The organism is Aureimonas fodinaquatilis, from assembly GCF_008369445.1.
GTDB lineage: Bacteria > Pseudomonadota > Alphaproteobacteria > Rhizobiales > Rhizobiaceae > Aureimonas > Aureimonas fodinaquatilis.
Genome location: NZ_VTWH01000004.1, coordinates 118,557 through 135,220, shown reverse-complemented (window position 1 = coordinate 135,220; position 16,664 = coordinate 118,557). Strand labels below are relative to the sequence as shown.

General features: G+C 56.8%; 16 protein-coding genes. 9 read left to right on the top strand and 7 right to left on the bottom strand.

Annotation, left to right across the window (positions count from 1 at the left end):
- Positions 1-2: 2 nt before the first annotated feature.
- On the bottom strand, positions 3-1,478 hold the full coding sequence (gene zwf / locus FPY71_RS15500; protein ID WP_149301232.1) for a glucose-6-phosphate dehydrogenase: 1,476 nt from the start codon (positions 1,476-1,478) through the stop codon (positions 3-5).
- A gap of 361 nt (positions 1,479-1,839) precedes the next feature.
- Here zwf and FPY71_RS15495 point away from each other — a divergent pair, with 361 nt between their 5' ends.
- The 9 genes from FPY71_RS15495 (at position 1,840) to FPY71_RS15460 (ending at position 8,890) form a co-directional block, all read left to right on the top strand.
- Entirely contained in the window at positions 1,840-2,553 is a 714-nt protein-coding gene (locus FPY71_RS15495; RefSeq protein WP_149301231.1) for a GntR family transcriptional regulator, read from the top strand.
- Positions 2,554-2,583: 30 nt separating this feature from the next.
- The gene (locus tag FPY71_RS15490) at positions 2,584-3,576 is read left to right on the top strand and encodes a KpsF/GutQ family sugar-phosphate isomerase (RefSeq protein ID WP_149301230.1); all 993 of its coding nucleotides are present in this window, start codon (positions 2,584-2,586) and stop codon (positions 3,574-3,576) included.
- 131 nt (positions 3,577-3,707) lie between these two features.
- Positions 3,708-4,439 carry a septum site-determining protein MinC gene (gene minC / locus FPY71_RS15485; protein ID WP_149301229.1) on the top strand — a complete coding sequence of 244 codons (732 nt, stop codon included), beginning with the start codon at positions 3,708-3,710 and terminating at the stop codon, positions 4,437-4,439.
- Between the two features lie 17 nt (positions 4,440-4,456).
- Positions 4,457-5,272 (top strand): septum site-determining protein MinD, encoded by an 816-nt coding sequence (gene minD, locus FPY71_RS15480; RefSeq protein ID WP_149301228.1) that lies wholly within the window; start codon positions 4,457-4,459, stop codon positions 5,270-5,272.
- The gene (gene minE / locus FPY71_RS15475; protein ID WP_149301227.1) at positions 5,269-5,550 is read left to right on the top strand and encodes a cell division topological specificity factor MinE; all 282 of its coding nucleotides are present in this window, start codon (positions 5,269-5,271) and stop codon (positions 5,548-5,550) included. Before minD ends, minE begins: the two co-directional genes overlap by 4 nt.
- 35 nt (positions 5,551-5,585) lie before the next feature.
- The gene (locus FPY71_RS18540; RefSeq protein ID WP_188052378.1) at positions 5,586-5,750 is read left to right on the top strand and encodes a hypothetical protein; all 165 of its coding nucleotides are present in this window, start codon (positions 5,586-5,588) and stop codon (positions 5,748-5,750) included.
- A gap of 315 nt (positions 5,751-6,065) precedes the next feature.
- Positions 6,066-7,016, top strand: coding sequence for a 1-phosphofructokinase family hexose kinase (locus tag FPY71_RS15470; protein WP_188052377.1), 951 nt, complete (start codon positions 6,066-6,068; stop codon positions 7,014-7,016).
- Entirely contained in the window at positions 7,013-7,828 is an 816-nt protein-coding gene (locus FPY71_RS15465; RefSeq protein WP_149301225.1) for an inositol monophosphatase family protein, read from the top strand. Before FPY71_RS15470 ends, FPY71_RS15465 begins: the two co-directional genes overlap by 4 nt.
- A gap of 183 nt (positions 7,829-8,011) precedes the next feature.
- Complete coding sequence (locus tag FPY71_RS15460; RefSeq protein ID WP_246160609.1) at positions 8,012-8,890, top strand: DMT family transporter; 879 nt, start codon at positions 8,012-8,014, stop codon at positions 8,888-8,890.
- Positions 8,891-8,955: 65 nt separating this feature from the next.
- On the opposite strand, the gene FPY71_RS15455 is transcribed toward FPY71_RS15460, so the two are convergent.
- The 6 genes from FPY71_RS15455 to FPY71_RS15430 all read right to left on the bottom strand — a co-directional run bounded on the left by FPY71_RS15455 (position 8,956) and on the right by FPY71_RS15430 (position 16,664).
- The gene (locus FPY71_RS15455) at positions 8,956-9,687 is read right to left on the bottom strand and encodes an SDR family oxidoreductase (protein WP_149301224.1); all 732 of its coding nucleotides are present in this window, start codon (positions 9,685-9,687) and stop codon (positions 8,956-8,958) included.
- A gap of 172 nt (positions 9,688-9,859) precedes the next feature.
- Entirely contained in the window at positions 9,860-10,285 is a 426-nt protein-coding gene (locus FPY71_RS15450) for a GlcG/HbpS family heme-binding protein (protein WP_149301223.1), read from the bottom strand.
- A gap of 39 nt (positions 10,286-10,324) precedes the next feature.
- Entirely contained in the window at positions 10,325-11,581 is a 1,257-nt protein-coding gene (locus FPY71_RS15445) for an Hsp70 family protein (protein ID WP_149301222.1), read from the bottom strand.
- A 3-nt stretch (positions 11,582-11,584) separates the two neighbouring features.
- Positions 11,585-13,396: a translation elongation factor 4 gene (lepA, locus tag FPY71_RS15440; RefSeq protein WP_149301221.1), complete on the bottom strand. Its 1,812-nt coding sequence runs from the start codon at positions 13,394-13,396 to the stop codon at positions 11,585-11,587.
- Between the two features lie 101 nt (positions 13,397-13,497).
- Positions 13,498-14,403, bottom strand: a complete 906-nt coding sequence (locus FPY71_RS15435) for a transglutaminase family protein (protein WP_246160607.1) — start codon at positions 14,401-14,403, stop codon at positions 13,498-13,500.
- Complete coding sequence (locus FPY71_RS15430; RefSeq protein WP_246160606.1) at positions 14,400-16,664, bottom strand: circularly permuted type 2 ATP-grasp protein; 2,265 nt, start codon at positions 16,662-16,664, stop codon at positions 14,400-14,402. Before FPY71_RS15430 ends, FPY71_RS15435 begins: the two co-directional genes overlap by 4 nt.

The window sequence follows — 16,664 nt, the reverse complement described above, 5'->3', positions numbered from 1 at the left end:
GCTCACTCCGGTTCGTGCCAGGTGCGACCGTCCCGCTCAATCAAGGCGATGGAACTGGATGGCCCCCACGTACCCGATGTGTAGCCTTGCGGACGGATATTCTTTTCTTCCCACGCGGTCAGGATGGGGCCAACCCATTCCCAAGCCGCCTCAACCTCGTCACGTCGCATGAACAGTGTCTGGTTGCCTCGAATCACGTCCATCAGCAATCGTTCATAGGCGTCCGGGTTGCGCGTCGGGAAGGACTGGGCAAAGCTCATATCCAGAGGGACATGCCGAAGACGCATGCCGCCTGGGCCAGGATCCTTGATCATCAGCCACTGCTTCACGCCCTCATCCGGTTGCAGGCGCAGCACAAGCTGGTTTTGCTGGATATGACCGGCATTGGTGAAGATGGAATGTGGAATGGAGCGGAAGGTCACAACAATCTCGCTCATGCGCTGTGTCAGGCGTTTGCCTGTGCGCAGGTAGAAGGGCACGCCTGCCCAGCGCCAATTGTTGATTTCCGCCTTGATGGCGACAAAAGTTTCCGTGTCGCTTGTGCTTTCGCCCAGATCGTCGAGATAGCCTTTGGCCGGACCGCCATTCGATGCCCCTGCGCGGTACTGCCCCCGCACGGTGACATGCTCAACATTGGATTCATTGATCGGTTTGAGCGCTCGCAGAACCTTCAACTTTTCGTCACGCAGCGAATCCCCGTCAATTGCCGAAGGGGGCTCCAGCGCAACAAGGCACATCAACTGCACAATATGGTTCTGCACCATATCACGCAGAGCGCCGGCCTTGTCATAATAACCACCACGCCCTTCCAACCCTACGGATTCGGCGACGGTGATCTGGACGTGATCCACATAGGCTGAATTCCAGAGCGGCTCGTACAGCATATTGGCAAAGCGAAGCGCCATAAGGTTCTGCACCGTTTCCTTGCCAAGATAATGGTCGATACGGAAAACCTGCTGCTCTTCGAAATGCTTGCCAATATTGTTGTTCAGCTCGCGGGCGGAGGCCAGATCCCGGCCAACCGGCTTTTCGATAACCAGCCGGGTGCGGGGGCCGACAAGTCCATGCTCGCGAATGCGGCTTGCCAGATCGCCGAAAAGGCCCGGGCCTACGGCAAGATAAAAAGCACGTATACGGTCCTGCGGTGCGGCATCCAGCATGGCTTTCAGCTCTGCCCACCCCCCATCGCTTCGGGCATCCACCTTCAGGTAAAACAGCCGCTCCAGAAAGCGGGCCAGCGATTTTGCGTCCCTCTGCTCTTCCGGCACGAATGTTTCAATCGCCTGCCGGGCAAATGCACGATACTCTTCGTCCGACAAGGCCGTGCGTGATGCGCCGATGATGCGCGCGTCGCCCGGAAGCTGGTTGTCCTTGTCTCTGTGGTAAAGCGCAGGCAGCAGTTTTCGCTCTGCCAGGTCGCCGTTACCGCCGAAAACAACGTAGTCAAAACTCTCTACCGGGATGATGTGACTGGTCACGAAATTTTCCTGAAAATCTCTGCTATCATATCGAATGGCGGGCAAGCCGCGTGTGCAAATGCAGTATAATCTAATCGATTAAAAATAAAAATCTCTAATTGCGGTGCGTCGCTCTAACTTTCCTTTCCTGGTTGGCTGTTGCTGCATGCCCGGAAACATATGACACGCGAAATGCGGCATAATTCATCACACGCAAAATTCAATTAAGGGATGGTTGAAAACATTTACATTGAAATATTCATACTTATATATCTGGTTATTGATAAGCTTAATCTTCGTAATTCATTGAAATATATGCGCTTTCATCACGTCGGTGACGTGCTATAAGGCGCTTTGATATTGGCCGCGTGTAGGAAGAAAGATGAGCCTTAAAAATTTTGATCTGAGGCCGCTATATTTGCAGGTTGTGGACGACTTTATCGGTCGGATCATTTCCGGTGAGTGGCCGGCTGGTCAATTCATTGCCAGTGAAACAGAAATCTCACGCGAACTTGGCTTGTCTATAGGTACTGTCAGGCGTGCATTCGATATTCTTGACCAATACGGTCTTCTGGACCGTTCACAGGGCAAGGGAACATTAATTCTGGATGCATCGGGCGAAGAGGCTTCCAGGAGATTTGTCACCTTTGTGGACGAGGATGGTGAAAAAATCTCCGGTACGCTGGAGCTGCTGGACACCAAACTGACCAAAGCTCCACCGCAAATTGCCAAGACGCTGATGCTGGAAGAGGGTGCGGAAATTCTGCAGCTTACCCGGCAGCGGGTTTACAACGGCCGCGTGTTTCTGACTGAAAAAGCCTACAGCCCGTTTGTGCCCCCGGCTGCCAGCCAGACAGCCAGCGGATTGAAAGAGGCTGGGCAGAACCGCTGGTTCGCGCACAGCCTTGCCACGCGCATGCAGGAAAACCTGCGGCCCATTCTGGCCGACAAAGCCGACGCAGCCGCTTTCGGCATTGCGGTTAACTCGCCTATTCTGGAACTGCAGCGGGTCATTTACAGCTATAACAACAAACCGCTGGAACAAAGAACGGCGCACTGCTATCTCGGAACGGATTTGAGATACGAAAGCGTCTAAAGGGTATATTTTGCGGTGGGAGATTTTCCGATGACCGATACCGTCAAGGTGCCGGCGTCGTTGGTCGTTCAATCGGCCTTGCGCTCTCTTTCTCTTGCTGAAGAGGCACTGGCGCTTTTGCAGCGCGAAGTGCGCGATGGCGAATTGGGCGGGACGCTTTCCCAGGCTGTTGGCTTGATTCGTCAGCGGCCGGGGCGGTTGATTGTTACCGGTGTTGGCAAAAGCGGCCACATTGCGCGCAAGCTGGCAGCCACATTTTCGTCCACCGGCACGCCTGCTTATCACCTGCACCCGACCGAAGCGAACCATGGCGATCTGGGCATGGTCGACCGTGATGACGTGATTCTGGCTCTTTCCTGGTCTGGCGAAACAAGCGAACTGGCGCAGACGGTGACGTATGCCAAGCGCTTTGGTGTGCCGCTGATTTCCATCACCGCGGCTTTGGAGTCCACCCTGGCCAAGGCCTCCAATGTGGCATTGGTTCTGCCCAAGGTGCGAGAGGCCTGTCCCAACAATCTTGCGCCGACAACGTCCACTCTTCTGCAACTGGCGGTTGGCGATGCGCTGGCGGTCGCGTTGATTGAAGATCGCGGCTTTTCCGCCGACGACTTCAAGATTTTCCATCCGGGCGGCAAGCTTGGATCTCAGTTGCTGACTGTCGCTGACGTTATGCACCGGGGCGAAACCGTACCGCTGGTTGGTATTGGCCGCACCATGGAAGCGGCAATAGCCACCATGACCGCACACGGTTTCGGCGTTGTTGGTGTAACAGATGCCGACGGAGTGCTGGTGGGTGCGGTAACCGATGGTGACTTGCGCCGACACATGTCCACAGACCTTTTGACCCGCAAGGTTGAAGAGGTCATGAGCCGCGCCCCTGTGACCATTTCCCCGGGGGCAATTGCTGGCGAAGCATTGAAGATATTGGAAACCCGGCGCATCGGTGCGTTGTTTGTGGTGGAAAATGACCGTCCTGTCGGGCTGATCCGCACGCTGGACCTGTTGCGTGCCGGAATCGCATAAACAGAGTTTCGCGCTGCGCGCCGCAAAATAATTTAAAAAAATCGGTTTTCGTCAAAAGACGCAAGGTTCGGGAATTAACCGAATGTTAAGGCTAATAGCCGTAAATCGATGGAAACCACTCGTTAACCAAGATGAATGAAGAATTGACAACCCGCAAAGCGGTTCGCCTACGCGGACGCTCATTCCTAGCGCTCGTGCTGTCTCCGGAGCTGCCAATTGCAGACTGGCTTCTGGAACTGGACGATCTTGCCCGGCGTTCCACCGGCTTTTTCCTCAGCCGGCCGATTGTGCTGGATGTTGCCGGTTTGCCGGTAACGCGTGATGAGTTGGCCAGGCTGATTGATGAACTGGCCAAACGCAATGTCCGGATTATGGGGATTGAGGGTGCGCGTCCGTCGATGCTGGCGCCTGGCATGCCACCTGAAATGCGCGGCGGCCGCCCGGCAGCAGACATTGAAGTGCCGGAAGACGGGCCTGCCGGCAGCGGCAAACCCGCAGAGCGTGGGCAAGCCAGCGTTGCCACCCCGGCGGGCAATCCCAACCTGATTGTCGAGGAGGGGGTTCGCTCCGGGCAGTCCATCATTCATCCCGAGGGGGATGTGACCGTGCTTGGCTCTGTCTCTTCTGGCGCGGAAATTGTGGCGGGTGGTTCGATACATGTTTACGGGGCGCTGCGTGGCCGCGCTCTGGCCGGCTCTGCCGGAAACTCTAATGCTCGCATTTTCTGTCGCAAGCTTGAGGCCGAACTGATTGCTATCGATGGCCTCTACAAGACAGCGGAAGATATGGAACCCAAACTCCGGGGGCAGGCTGTTCAGGTCTGGCTGGATGGGGATGTGTTGAAGGCAGCCGTTCTGGCTTGAACGAAAGGACGTCGAATATGGCAAAAGTACTGGTGGTGACGTCGGGCAAGGGCGGGGTTGGCAAGACCACCTCAACTGCGGCTTTGGGCGCAGCCTTGGCACAGAGCGGCAAAAAGGTTGTGGTCGTCGATTTCGACGTTGGCCTGCGCAACCTCGATCTGGTCATGGGCGCCGAGCGTCGCGTGGTATACGATCTCATCAATGTGGTGCAGGGCGATGCCAAGCTTTCGCAGGCGCTGATCCGCGACAAGCGCGTGGACACATTGTATCTCCTGCCTGCTTCTCAGACCCGGGATAAGGACAACCTTACCGCCGAGGGTGTGGAGCGGGTGATGAACGAGCTGAAAGAGCAGTTTGACTGGGTCATCTGCGACAGCCCCGCTGGCATTGAACGTGGCGCCACGCTGGCCATGCGCCATGCAGATGTGGCTGTGATTGTTACCAACCCGGAAGTATCTTCCGTTCGTGACTCGGACCGCATCATCGGCCTGCTTGATTCCAAGACAGAAATGGCCGAACGCGGCGACCGCATGGAAAAACACCTGCTGCTGACCCGTTTTGACCCGGTTCGTGCAGAGCGCGGAGACATGCTGAAGGTTGAGGACGTTCTCGACATTCTGTCAATTCCGCTGCTGGGCATCATTCCTGAAAGCGCAGAAGTTCTGCGTGCATCCAACCTGGGTACTCCGGTTACCCTTTCAGACGCTGCCAGCGCGCCTGCTCGTGCCTATCAGGACGCAGCGCGCCGTTTGAACGGTGAAACCGTGCCGATGAGCATTCCATCCGACAAGCGGGGATTGCTGGGCAAACTGTTCGGAAGGAGGGCCGCATGAACCTTTTCAGTATGTTTTCCCGACGCAACACCGCCCCTGCGGCGCGTGAACGTCTTCAACTTCTGCTTGCGCATGAGCGGGCAGTCAGCGGTCAATCCGATCTCCTGGCCACACTGCGCGAAGAAATTCTCGCGGTTATTGCCAAGCACGTCTCCATTGACCCTGAAAAGGTGAAAGTCACGCTGGACAAGGGTGACGCCATATCAACGCTTGAGGTGGACATCGAGCTGCCGCTTGCCGACATCACCGCGACCCAGATGAAGGCCGCCAACGGCTGATTGCCGGAATTTGAATAACGGGAAAGGAGACCGATATGAGCAGGGCAGAACTTCTGGTGCGTTTGCAGAAAGTGCAACAATGTCCGGAAATGCAAGGGCGGAATATTCGCAGTATAGCTGCTATCCTTTCCAACGATGCGTTGGAAAAGCATGTCGAAGTTTGCGAGCAGGCTGTCGAAAAAGCTCGGAGTGTCAACTGAGCATTTCCCGTTGAAGCGGAAACGCTTCAACGACAGGACAATGCGATAAAGCGGGAAGCCTTCGCATTTCCCGTTGAAGCGTTTTCGCTTCAGCGGCAGGACAATGCGGCAAGTGGGAAGCCTTCGCATTTCCCGTTGAAGCGGAAGCGCTTCAACGACAGGACAATGCAAGGAGCGCTCCAGGCGCACAGATTGAAGCCCCGATCCCACCGATCGGGGCTTTTTGATGACATTTGCCTGATTTCGCACCGGCAAGCGCAACCAAATGAAGCCGACCAGCCTTGTCATATCAAAATGGTACAAGGTGAGTGGTTCATGCCTAAAGACAATATTGCTTCGCTGAAACGTCTGTCTCCTGAAATCGCGGTGTTCTCCCCATGGCCGCTGTTCACAATCACAATTGAAAAATTGAGCTCCGGTGAGGACGAAGTCTATTTCCACGCCGGCGGACAAGGCGTCTGGGCCGCGCGAATGGCGGCAGAACTGGGCGGCAAGGTGACGTTGGTCGGGCCGGTTGGGGGTGAAGCCCGCACGCTGATAGAGGCGATGGTGCGCGCCGAAGGCCTGGACCTGCGCGCAGTGCCCATTCGGCATGCCAATGGCGGGTACATCAACGACAGACGCAGCGGCGAGAGGAAGGAAATTGCCACCGTTCCACCACCGCGCATGGACCGGCATGAGGTCGATGACCTTTACAATGCCACGCTGGCTGAAGGCATTCGTGCAAAAAGCATGATCATTACCGGCATTCCAGACGGGGAAGTCATGCCTGTCGAAATCTATGACAGGCTGACCCGCGACCTGAAAGCCAATGGTGTTGCATCCATTGCCGATATTGCCGGAACAGTGCTGGATTCTGTCACCGAAGGTTTGACCATGCTGAAGGTCAGCCATGAAGAGTTGATGGCAGCCAATATTGCCAAGGATGACAGCCGAAAGTCCTTGCTGAAGGCAATGGACAGTTTGCAGAAAAAGGCTGAGAATATTGTGGTTTCCTGTGCCGGGGCGGGCGCGCTGGCACTGATGCACGGCGAGTTTCTGGAAGCCAAGGCCCCGCAATTGACGCCGCGAGACCACACGGGTGCGGGGGATTCGATGACCGCTGCACTGGCTGTGGGTTGGGCCGGCGGGCTTGAACCGCATGATGTGTTGAAGCTTGCCACTGCTGCTGGTGCGATGAATGTCACCCGGCACGGGCGTGGCACTGGCAACTTGCATGATATTGAAATTCTTGCCGGCCAGGTTGAAATCGAGACAGTCAAATGACCGCTCAACCTGATCTGCGCGATCTTGAACTGCTGGCGGTGGAACTGGCTCAACTGGCCGGGGATCGCATCGTCGCGTCGCTTGGGCAGACGCTGGCCGTCAAGTATAAGAAACTTGGCAAGGAAGAAGAGGCCGAGTTCCGAGATCCGGTTTCCGAAATTGACAGCGCCGTTGAGGCCGTTTTGCGTGAAAGACTGGCGGAGCACTACCCGACGCATGCGGTGATTGGCGAGGAAGAGGGTGGATCTGCGCCGACAGCAGAATACACCTGGGTCATCGACCCGGTGGACGGCACCAGCAATTTCGTCAACGGCTTTCCGATTTTTGCCGCCTCCATTGGCATATTGCACCATACCAATCCTGTTGTGGGCGCTGTCTGGTGTTCAACAAGCCATGCGCTGCGCCCCGGCGTTTATCACGCGTCGGAAGGCGGGACGCTGTATTTTGACGGATCACGGATCGAGGCGGTCGAGCGAACACATGTCAAACGGCGCATAGTGGGCATGCCGAATCTGATGACGGACATGAGTCTCGGCTATGAAGCCCGCCAAACCGGGTCTGCAGCCGCGGAGTGTGCCTTTGTCGCCGCCGGGCTTCTGGCAGCCGCCCGGTTTGACTCCCCGAATATATGGGACGTTGCCGGTGGAGTGCCTCTGGTGCGCGCCACCGGAGGCTCGATCCTGACCCAGTCCGAGGGTGTGCCGGAATGGCAGACCTACGAAAATTTCGACACTGGCTCTGACAGGCTGTGGCGACAGCCAATGATTGTGGGAAGTGCCGAGGCAGCCACTGCTCTGGCCTTGACGGTATAGAACACCGCAGCGCCGCTTGCGACAATCCTGGGTTTGGGGCTAAAGCAGTTCCTGCTAGAGCATATTCGCTTTGCATCAGCTCAGGTGATCCAATGATCACCTGAAATCTACTAACAACAAGCAGTCATTCATGCATTCCGGAACAGGCTCGTTGTCTGCCGGTCGCGGGCAGTTGGGTTCATAATGTTTCGCATGCCTGCCAAGAGCGATATTCTTTCAGGGATTCTGCTGACCATCATTGTCGGCATGTGCTTTGCCAGCATGGATGCTTTGGCCAAAGCCATGACCGCATCCATTTCAGTGTTGTTCGTGGTGTGGGGCCGCAACTTTTTCCACACATTGCTGGTGACCGCTACTCTGGCTTACCGCGAAAAGGGTTTCGGCTTTGTGCGGACCCGCCATCCCATGCTGCACAGTGTGCGCAGTCTTTGCCTGCTGACAACCGGGCTGCTGATGTATTATTCGCTCAAATACATTCCACTGGCAGATGCCACGGCAGTGCTGTTTTTCGCTCCGGTGTTTGTCACGGCTCTTTCCGTTGTTTTCCTGAAGGAAAAAATCGGTTGGCACAGGATTTTTGCGGTTATTGCAGGCTTTATCGGTGTTCTTCTGGTGGTGCGGCCCGGACTGGCAGGCACCAACCCATACCTACTGCTGCCGCTGGCCGGTGTTGGTTTTCATTCCATCTATCTTTTGATGACGCGTCGGCTCGTGGTTGAGGAAAAGGCTGCCACCACGCAATTCTACTCAACGATTGCCGGAGTTATTGTCATGACGGCAGTGGTGATACCTATCTGGCAGACCCCATCGACCGAAAATTGGACCCTGCTGTTTTTGATTGGCGCTATTGGCGCCGCGGGCCATTCGTTCCTCGTCAAGGCTTTTTCATACGCGCCAGCATCGCTGCTGACGCCATTTCTCTATTCTCAGGTCATTTTCGCCAGCGCCATCAGTGTCATATGGTTCGGCGACGACATGCACCCTCTCACCATAGTTGGAACCTGTATTCTGGTTCTCAGCGGGCTTTATATATGGTGGCGGGAAAACCGACGGAAAATCTAGAACATTTCCCGCTGAAGCGCTTCATGGACCACAGACCAGATGAAGCGCTTCAGCCACGAAAGTTATTAGGCAGTCCAACCGCCATCGATCACGTGGATCTGGCCGGTGGTGTAGGTGGCTGTGGCCAGATGCAAAGCCAACTCGGCGATTTCTTCCGGCTGGCCAATGCGTCCGATTGGCTGGCGAGCAATGAAGGCAGCCCGTGCGGCTTCATAATCACCCTGCGCGCGCAGTCTTTCCTGCAAGGACGGGGATTCGACAGTGCCAGGACAAATTGCGTTGCAGCGGATGCCGCGAGCCACGTAATCCACCGCAACTGATTTGGTAAGGCCAATCACCGCCGCTTTGGTAACGCTGTAAGCAAAGCGATTTGGGACGCCTTTAACGCTTGAAGCCACGGACGCCATGTTGATGATGGCGCCATCTCCGCGTTCCAGCATGCCCGGCAGAACCGCCTGAATGGCATAGGTTTGAGCCCGGACATTGAGATTGAAGGCAAAATCCAGATCTGAATCCGTGCAGGCCATCACATCACCGGAATGAACCACGCCGGCACAGTTGAACAGAACATCCACGGCGCCGATTTCGCCGACGGCAGCTTCTATTGCCTGTTTGTCCAGCACGTTCAGAACGCGTGTTTCGATACCCGGAATTCCGGCAAGCTCAGCAAGTTTGGCTTCATTGATATCGGTTGCGATAACGCGCGCACCCGCTTTTGCGAAAAGTTCCGCGCTGGACCGCCCAATTCCTTGAGCGGCCGCCGTAATCAATGCGGTTTTGCCCTGCAAACTTGCCATTGCAACTTATCTCCATCCAGAATGATTTGGCGACTATGTACTGTGTTTGGCAAGTTTTGGATAGACCATTTCATGCGATGCAATATTCGCCCGAAATGGTCTAACTCCTTGTTTTGTCGTCTTGTCTGGCGGTTAAAACATTTCTGCTTTAACCAGATATGCTAGAGTTCAATTAGCCGGCGTCTGCAACCAGGCCAACAGCCGCAATGCCAGCAAGGGCAGCAGCTTCGTCATTATCGGATGTATCACCCGTAATACCGACCGCACCGATGATCTGGCCGTTCTGGCGGATGAGAACCCCGCCCGGCACCGGCACCAGCGAACCACCGGCCAGGCCGTTCATTGCCTGAATGAAATAGGGTTGTTCTTCCGCCCGCTTGAACAATGCGCGTGAACCCAGACCCATGGCAATTGCGCCATTGGCTTTACCAATTGCAATTTCCGGGCGCATTCTGGAAGAACCATCCTGACGTTCCAGCGCAATCAGCGCGCCGCCAGCATCCAGAACGGCAATGGTCAACGGCTTGAAGTTAGACTTTGCAGCCTGTTCAAAGCCGGCAGCAACGATTTTACGAGCTATTTCAAGTGTCAGCGTCATGGTGAACCTTTTTGCTGGTGTGAAGTGAAGATCTTGGTGTCAGGCAAAACGCCTTGCCGCATCCAGCGCAAGGCCAAGGCCAACGCTGCCAAACGCATCTGAACGCACAATGCGCGCTGCTGGAAAGCGACTTGTGGCCACAGCCTTGACTGCAGGCACTTCGGCGCCGCCGCCGGTAAGAATGACGGTTTGAATTTCCTGAGCAGTCACGGAAGATTGCAACAGCGCTTCGTCAATTGCCGTGGAAATTCTGGTGATGAGTTCGGAAGTTGCCTCTTCGAATTCCTGGCGGGAGATTGTGGTCGTCATAGTCAGCTCTGGTTCGCTGAATGTCAAAGCTGTCTCGGCCCGCGCGGTCAGGTCGATTTTTGCAGCCTCGACTGCACCGGCCAGCCGATGCCCTGAGCGGTGACGAAGCAGATGCGAAAATCGCGCCAGCTTTTCCGGCTCGGCTGCCTGCTTTGCCAGGCCGGCAATGTCACGGGCAATAGCCGCCGTGTATAACTGATTGATGCGGTGCCATGTTGCCATGTCGTTGAAATACCAGACAGGCATCATCCGTTTGCCGTCAATGGTCGGCACGCCGAGCCCGAAATATGGCATCACCTTCGCAATGTTCAGCCTGCGATCAAAATCCGTGCCGCCAACATGCACGCCCGAAGAGGACAGAATATCTTCGTCCCTTCTGCCCTTTAATGCGCGCTCCGGTGACAGCCGGACAACCGTGAAGTCAGACGTGCCGCCGCCAATATCCACCACCAGTGCCAGCTCTTCCCGCTGCACCGATGCTTCATAATACAAGGCTGCTGCCACCGGTTCATATTGAAACTCGATGTTGCCGAAGCCCTCAGCTTTCGCGGCAGCGGCAAGCTGGTCCTGTGCGGCGCGGTCTGCCACGGCATCATCATCGACAAAATGCACTGGACGCCCCAGCACCACTCCGTCGGCCATGTGCCCTTCCGCTTCCAGCCGAATGCGCAAATGCCGCAAGAACCTGCCGATCAACTCCTGAAAGCTCAATCGTTCCCGGCCGACCAGCGTGGTTTCCTGCATCAGGCTGGTGCCGAGAATGCTTTTCAGCGCTCGCATGAAGCGGCCTTCTGCGCCATCGACATATTCGGCTACCGCCTTGCGGCCAAAATAGGTTTCGCCGTCTTCCAGGCTAAAAAACAGCGCCGACGGAATGGTCAGTGCGTCGCCTTCAACAGGCAACAACCGGGGTGCGCCACCGGGCGCAGCCAGCGCCAGCGTGGAGTTTGTTGTGCCGAAATCCAGTCCGGCGAAATATCCTGACAAAACTTAACTATCCATTTTCAATGCGGCAATGAACGCTTCCTGTGGAATTTCCACCTTGCCGAACTGGCGCATGCGCTTCTTGCCCTCTTTCTGCTTGTCGAGCAGCTTGCGCTTGCGGCTGGCGTCACCACCATAACATTTCGCAGTCACATCCTTGCGCAGTGCAGAAATGGTTTCACGCGCAATGACCTTGCCACCAATGGCGGCTTGAATGGGAATCTTGAAAAGATGCTGCGGGATCAGTTCCTTCAGCTTTTCACACATGACGCGGCCGCGTTTTTCCGCCTGCGCCCGGTGCACCAGCATCGACAAGGCATCCACCGGCTCGGCATTGACCAGAATGCCCATCTTGACCAGATCGCCCTCGCGATAGTCGACCATCTGGTAATCGAACGAGGCATAGCCTTTGGAAATGGATTTCAACCTGTCGTAAAAATCGAACACCACTTCGTTCAACGGCAACTCGTATGTCACCATCGCTCGTTTGCCGACATAGGAAAGATCGATCTGGATGCCGCGGCGTTCCTGGCAAAGCTGCAGAATATTGCCGAGATAGTCATCCGGCGTCAGAATTGTCGCCTTGATCCACGGCTCCTCAATGGAATCAATTTTCACCACATCGGGCATATCCGCCGGATTGTGAAGCTGGATTGTGCGCCCATCCGTCAGCTTGATGTCGTACACAACGGACGGTGCAGTTGCGATCAGATCGAGATCAAACTCGCGGCTCAACCGCTCCTGAATGATTTCCAGATGGAGAAGGCCAAGGAAGCCGCAACGGAAACCAAAGCCCAGAGCCGCGGACGATTCCATTTCAAATGAGAACGACGCATCATTGAGCCGCAACTTGCCCATGGCGGCGCGCAGATCATCAAAATCTGCCGCATCAACCGGGAACAGACCGCAGAACACCACCGGCTGTGCAGGCTTGAAGCCGGGCAGCATAGTCGCTGTCGGCCTCTTGTCTTCGGTAATCGTGTCGCCAACCCGAGTGTCAGCCACCTCTTTGATGGAGGCAGTGATAAAGCCCAGCTCGCCCGGGCCCAGTGTCTCAACAGCAACCATTTTCGGGGTGAACACGCCAACCCGGTCCACCGGATATTTGGCGTCTGTGCCCATCATGCGAATGGTCTGGCCCTTTTTCAGCTCTCCATCAATCACCCGCACCAGCACAACGACGCCCAGATAGGCATCATACCAGCTATCCACCAGCATTGCTTTCAACGGGGCAGTTCTGTCGCCCTGTTTGGGGGCGGGCAGGCGGGTGACAATGCCTTCCAGCACATCTTCAATGCCGATGCCGGATTTGGCCGAAATCATGATGGCTTGCGAGGCGTCGAGGCCTATAACTTCCTCGATCTGCTCTTTAACGCGGTCGGGCTCGGCTGCGGGCAGATCGATCTTGTTCAGCACCGGCACAATTTCCAGATCCGCGTCGAGGGCAAGATACACATTGGCCAGGGTTTGTGCTTCAACGCCCTGTGCGGCATCCACCACCAGAAGTGCGCCCTCGCAGGCTGAAAGCGAGCGCGACACCTCATAGGCAAAATCCACATGCCCCGGCGTGTCGATAAGGTTCAGCACATAGGTTTCGCCATCATGCGCCTTGTAAAGCAGGCGCACCGTCTGCGCCTTGATGGTGATTCCCCGTTCCCGCTCGATATCCATCGAGTCAAGGACCTGATCCTTCATCTCACGGGTATCCAGCCCGCCGGTGAACTGAATCAGGCGGTCGGCCAAGGTGGATTTGCCATGGTCGATATGGGCGACAATGGAAAAATTGCGAATGTGGGTCAGGGCGATCTTCGTGCTCATGCCACCGCATATATTCAATCGCGCAATAAACTGAAACTGCTTTTCGGCTTAAACCAGCAAACCTTTAGAGCATTTTTGGAGAATGACGCGTCGAGAACTCATCAAAGCTGCATCTGCCATGCTGCCTGAGGCTCGTTTTCTGGTACAACATCCACACCATGCCGTGCGATTTGCGGTCCTGTGGTGGTGAGAACACCATCCACCGGCGCAACATCCGCATAGTCACGGCCAATGGCCACCACAATGTGACCATTGCCCGCCGGACAGCCATTTGTCGGGTCGAAACCAACCCAGCCGAACTGTGGCCCAAGCCACACCTCTACCCAGGCATGCATGGCGTCCACCCCCTCGATACGCGCCGCGCCGGGCGGCGGGTCCGTGCGCAGGAACCCGGACACATAGGCCGCCGGAATACCAACTTCCCGCAGACCGGCAATCATCAGGTGCGCAAAGTCCTGACATACACCGCGTTTTGTACTCAGCGTTTCAGCTACGCAGGTATGAATGGTGCTGAAACCCGGCTCATAGGCAAAGTCACGCTGGATATGTTGTGCAACCGCCAGCGCCAGATCACCTGTGGTGCCACTTTCCCCGCAGTCACGCACAAACTTGCCCGCCTTTTCAAACGGAGCAACCATGCGGCTGGCGGATAAGAAGTGAAGAGGGCTGTTGCCATCGGTCTCCCGAACATCAAGTACGGTCCGGGCCAGGACCAGCGGGTCAGGCGTGTCGCTCAGGTCCGGCACAGAACGATCGACCGTCAGCCGTGCCAGCATTTCCACCGACAATTGTGAATGCGCACCCAGCAGCATCAGATGCTCTGTGCGGTTGTCGAAAAAGCATGTTTCAACCGCGTGTTCAGTGGGATGCGGCTGGAGTTTGAGGGCAAAGCTGTGAAGCATCTGCCCCCTGTCCTGACGAGGGGCCACACGCAGAATATGCCGGGCGTCTTTGACAGCAAAGATGTAATCATAATCGATCGCAAGGCGGATATCGTAGCGCATCATTCAACCATTCGCCCCTGCGCGGCCTTGCCCATGCTGGTGGCCGTGAAATAGCGTTCGGTCAGAAGCTCTGAAAGATCAGCAAGGTCGCCTGCAATGCGTTGCAGAAATGCCGGGTCAACCTCTCTGGCATCTGCGGTGCGCAGCCGCACCGCCAGCCGCGCAATGCGCCGCGAGGGCTGTGACAAGGTTTCGCCGGCATGCACACCGGGCAGCAGTTCCACGATGTCTGCCAGTTCCTGCACCGCTGCCATGATCGAGCGTGGGTTCAATGGGTCCAGTACCGCCAGATCCAGCACGGCCAGTGGCGATAATTCGACCGAGTAACGGCGACGATAGGTCAGCCGGCTGTCCGCCAGCTCCAGAATTGCATCCAGCGCGCCGGAACTGAAGTCCGGCCCTGCCAGGGTGGCCAGTGTTCGGGCAGACGTGATCCCTCGCTCTATCCGCCGCCCGCACTGCAAAAACTTCCAGCCATTCAGCCGGTACATGTTTTCGTCCACCAGCCCGATAAAGCCCGCCAGCCGGGTCAGAATCCGGCTGGCAAGTCTGGCTGCATCTTCTGCATCCGTTTCCGGCGATGCCTTATCCAGCAGCGACAGAATTTCGCTGAGAACCCGCCAGCCATCAGGCGAAAACCGTTCCCGTATGCGGGAGGCTGTGTCATAGGCGGCCTGTGCCAGCTGATGCAGCCCCGGCACGGGCATTTGCGGTTGCATCCCGTAAGATGCAAGAACCGTTTGAAGCTCGCTTTCCAGTGCCCCGGCAGTGCCATCAGCGGCGCGGCTGTGCAGCAGGCGAATCAACCGGGTAGCCTGCTCCATCCGCTCGGTATAGCGCCCAAGCCAGAACAGATTGTCAGCCGCGCGTGAGGGCAGGGCACCGGACAACAGGCGCTTGAAATCACGGACCGGGGCCAGCAGGCTGATTGGCGGCTGTACAGTCTGCGCCGGTATCCACACATCAACGGAATGCCCGCCCGCCCGAATGGCCGCCGCTTCCAGACCGCGACCCCCGGCAATCCGGGCAAATCCGCCCGGCATGACCCGCCATCCATCGGCGTGCCGAGCCAGAAACACCCGCAAAGTAACGGGGTGCGGCTCCAGCCGCCCATCGGCAAAAATTGGTGCGGTGGAAAGTTGAACCTCCTGCGCCGCCTCTGTTCCGTCTGCTTCCATTCGGACATGGCGCACCGGAAGTTGAAGCTCTTCGCCCAGAAGAGCCCGGGCCATTGCTGGCTGAAACGCCCGCAGTTCCGGCGTTTCAAGAATGCCTGCACCCAGCGCGTTGGCAAAGTGCACTCTGCCAGACCGAACGGCCCGCAGCAGGCCCGGCGTTCCAATGCGCGAGCCGGAATATAGCTCAAGCGGGTCTGCATAGTCCGCGTCCAGCCTGCGCCACAACACGCAGATCGGTCGTGCGCCTTCCACCGTGCGCACATGAAGGGCGTCGTTTTGAACAAACAGGTCGCCGCCTTCCACCAGTTGAAAGGCTAGGTAGCGCGCCAGATAGGAGTGCTCGAAATAGGTTTCGCTCATTGGCCCCGGTGTCAGAACGCCAATGCTTTCCCCACCCATGGCCTGATTTACACGCTGCAGCTCATCGCGAAAGCCGATGAAAAACTCGGCCAGCCGCTGCACATAGCCGCCATGCACAAGCTCTGGAAATGCCTTGCCGCTGGCCACCCGGTTTTCCAGCGCAAAGCCTGCACCCGATGGAGCCTGTGTGCGGTCTGACAGCACGTGCCAGCGTCCATCGGTCATGCGGCCAAGGTCAATGGCAATGAAGGACAGAAGCGGATTTTTGCCAGTTCCCTGTTCTGCCAGCGGGTGCATGAATTCTTTATTGCCGGCAATCATCCTGCCGGGAATAACGCCCTGCTGCACGAGCTGGCGGCGGGAATAGACGTCCGCCAGCAGTCGCTCCAGGAAAGTTGCCCGTTGCAACAGGCCGGTTTCAAGCTTCGTCCATTCTGCCGGGTCGAGAATCAAAGGCGGAAATGCCAGCGGCCAGCTGTGTTCGGCAGCCACGGCTTCACCATTGGCGGCGACATCCCGGTAGTAAACCCCGGCTTCCTGCAAATATTGTGCGGCACTGGCAACCCGGCCTGGCAGTTCACCGGCCTGCATTGCCGAAAGCTGGTCGAACAGCCGCCGGTAATGCGGCTTCAGATCACCATTGGCCGCCAGCATTTCATCATGGCCATCCGGACGGTAATGCCGCAGCATTTCCGCCGGTGACACCGCAGACGACAAGCCATTCAT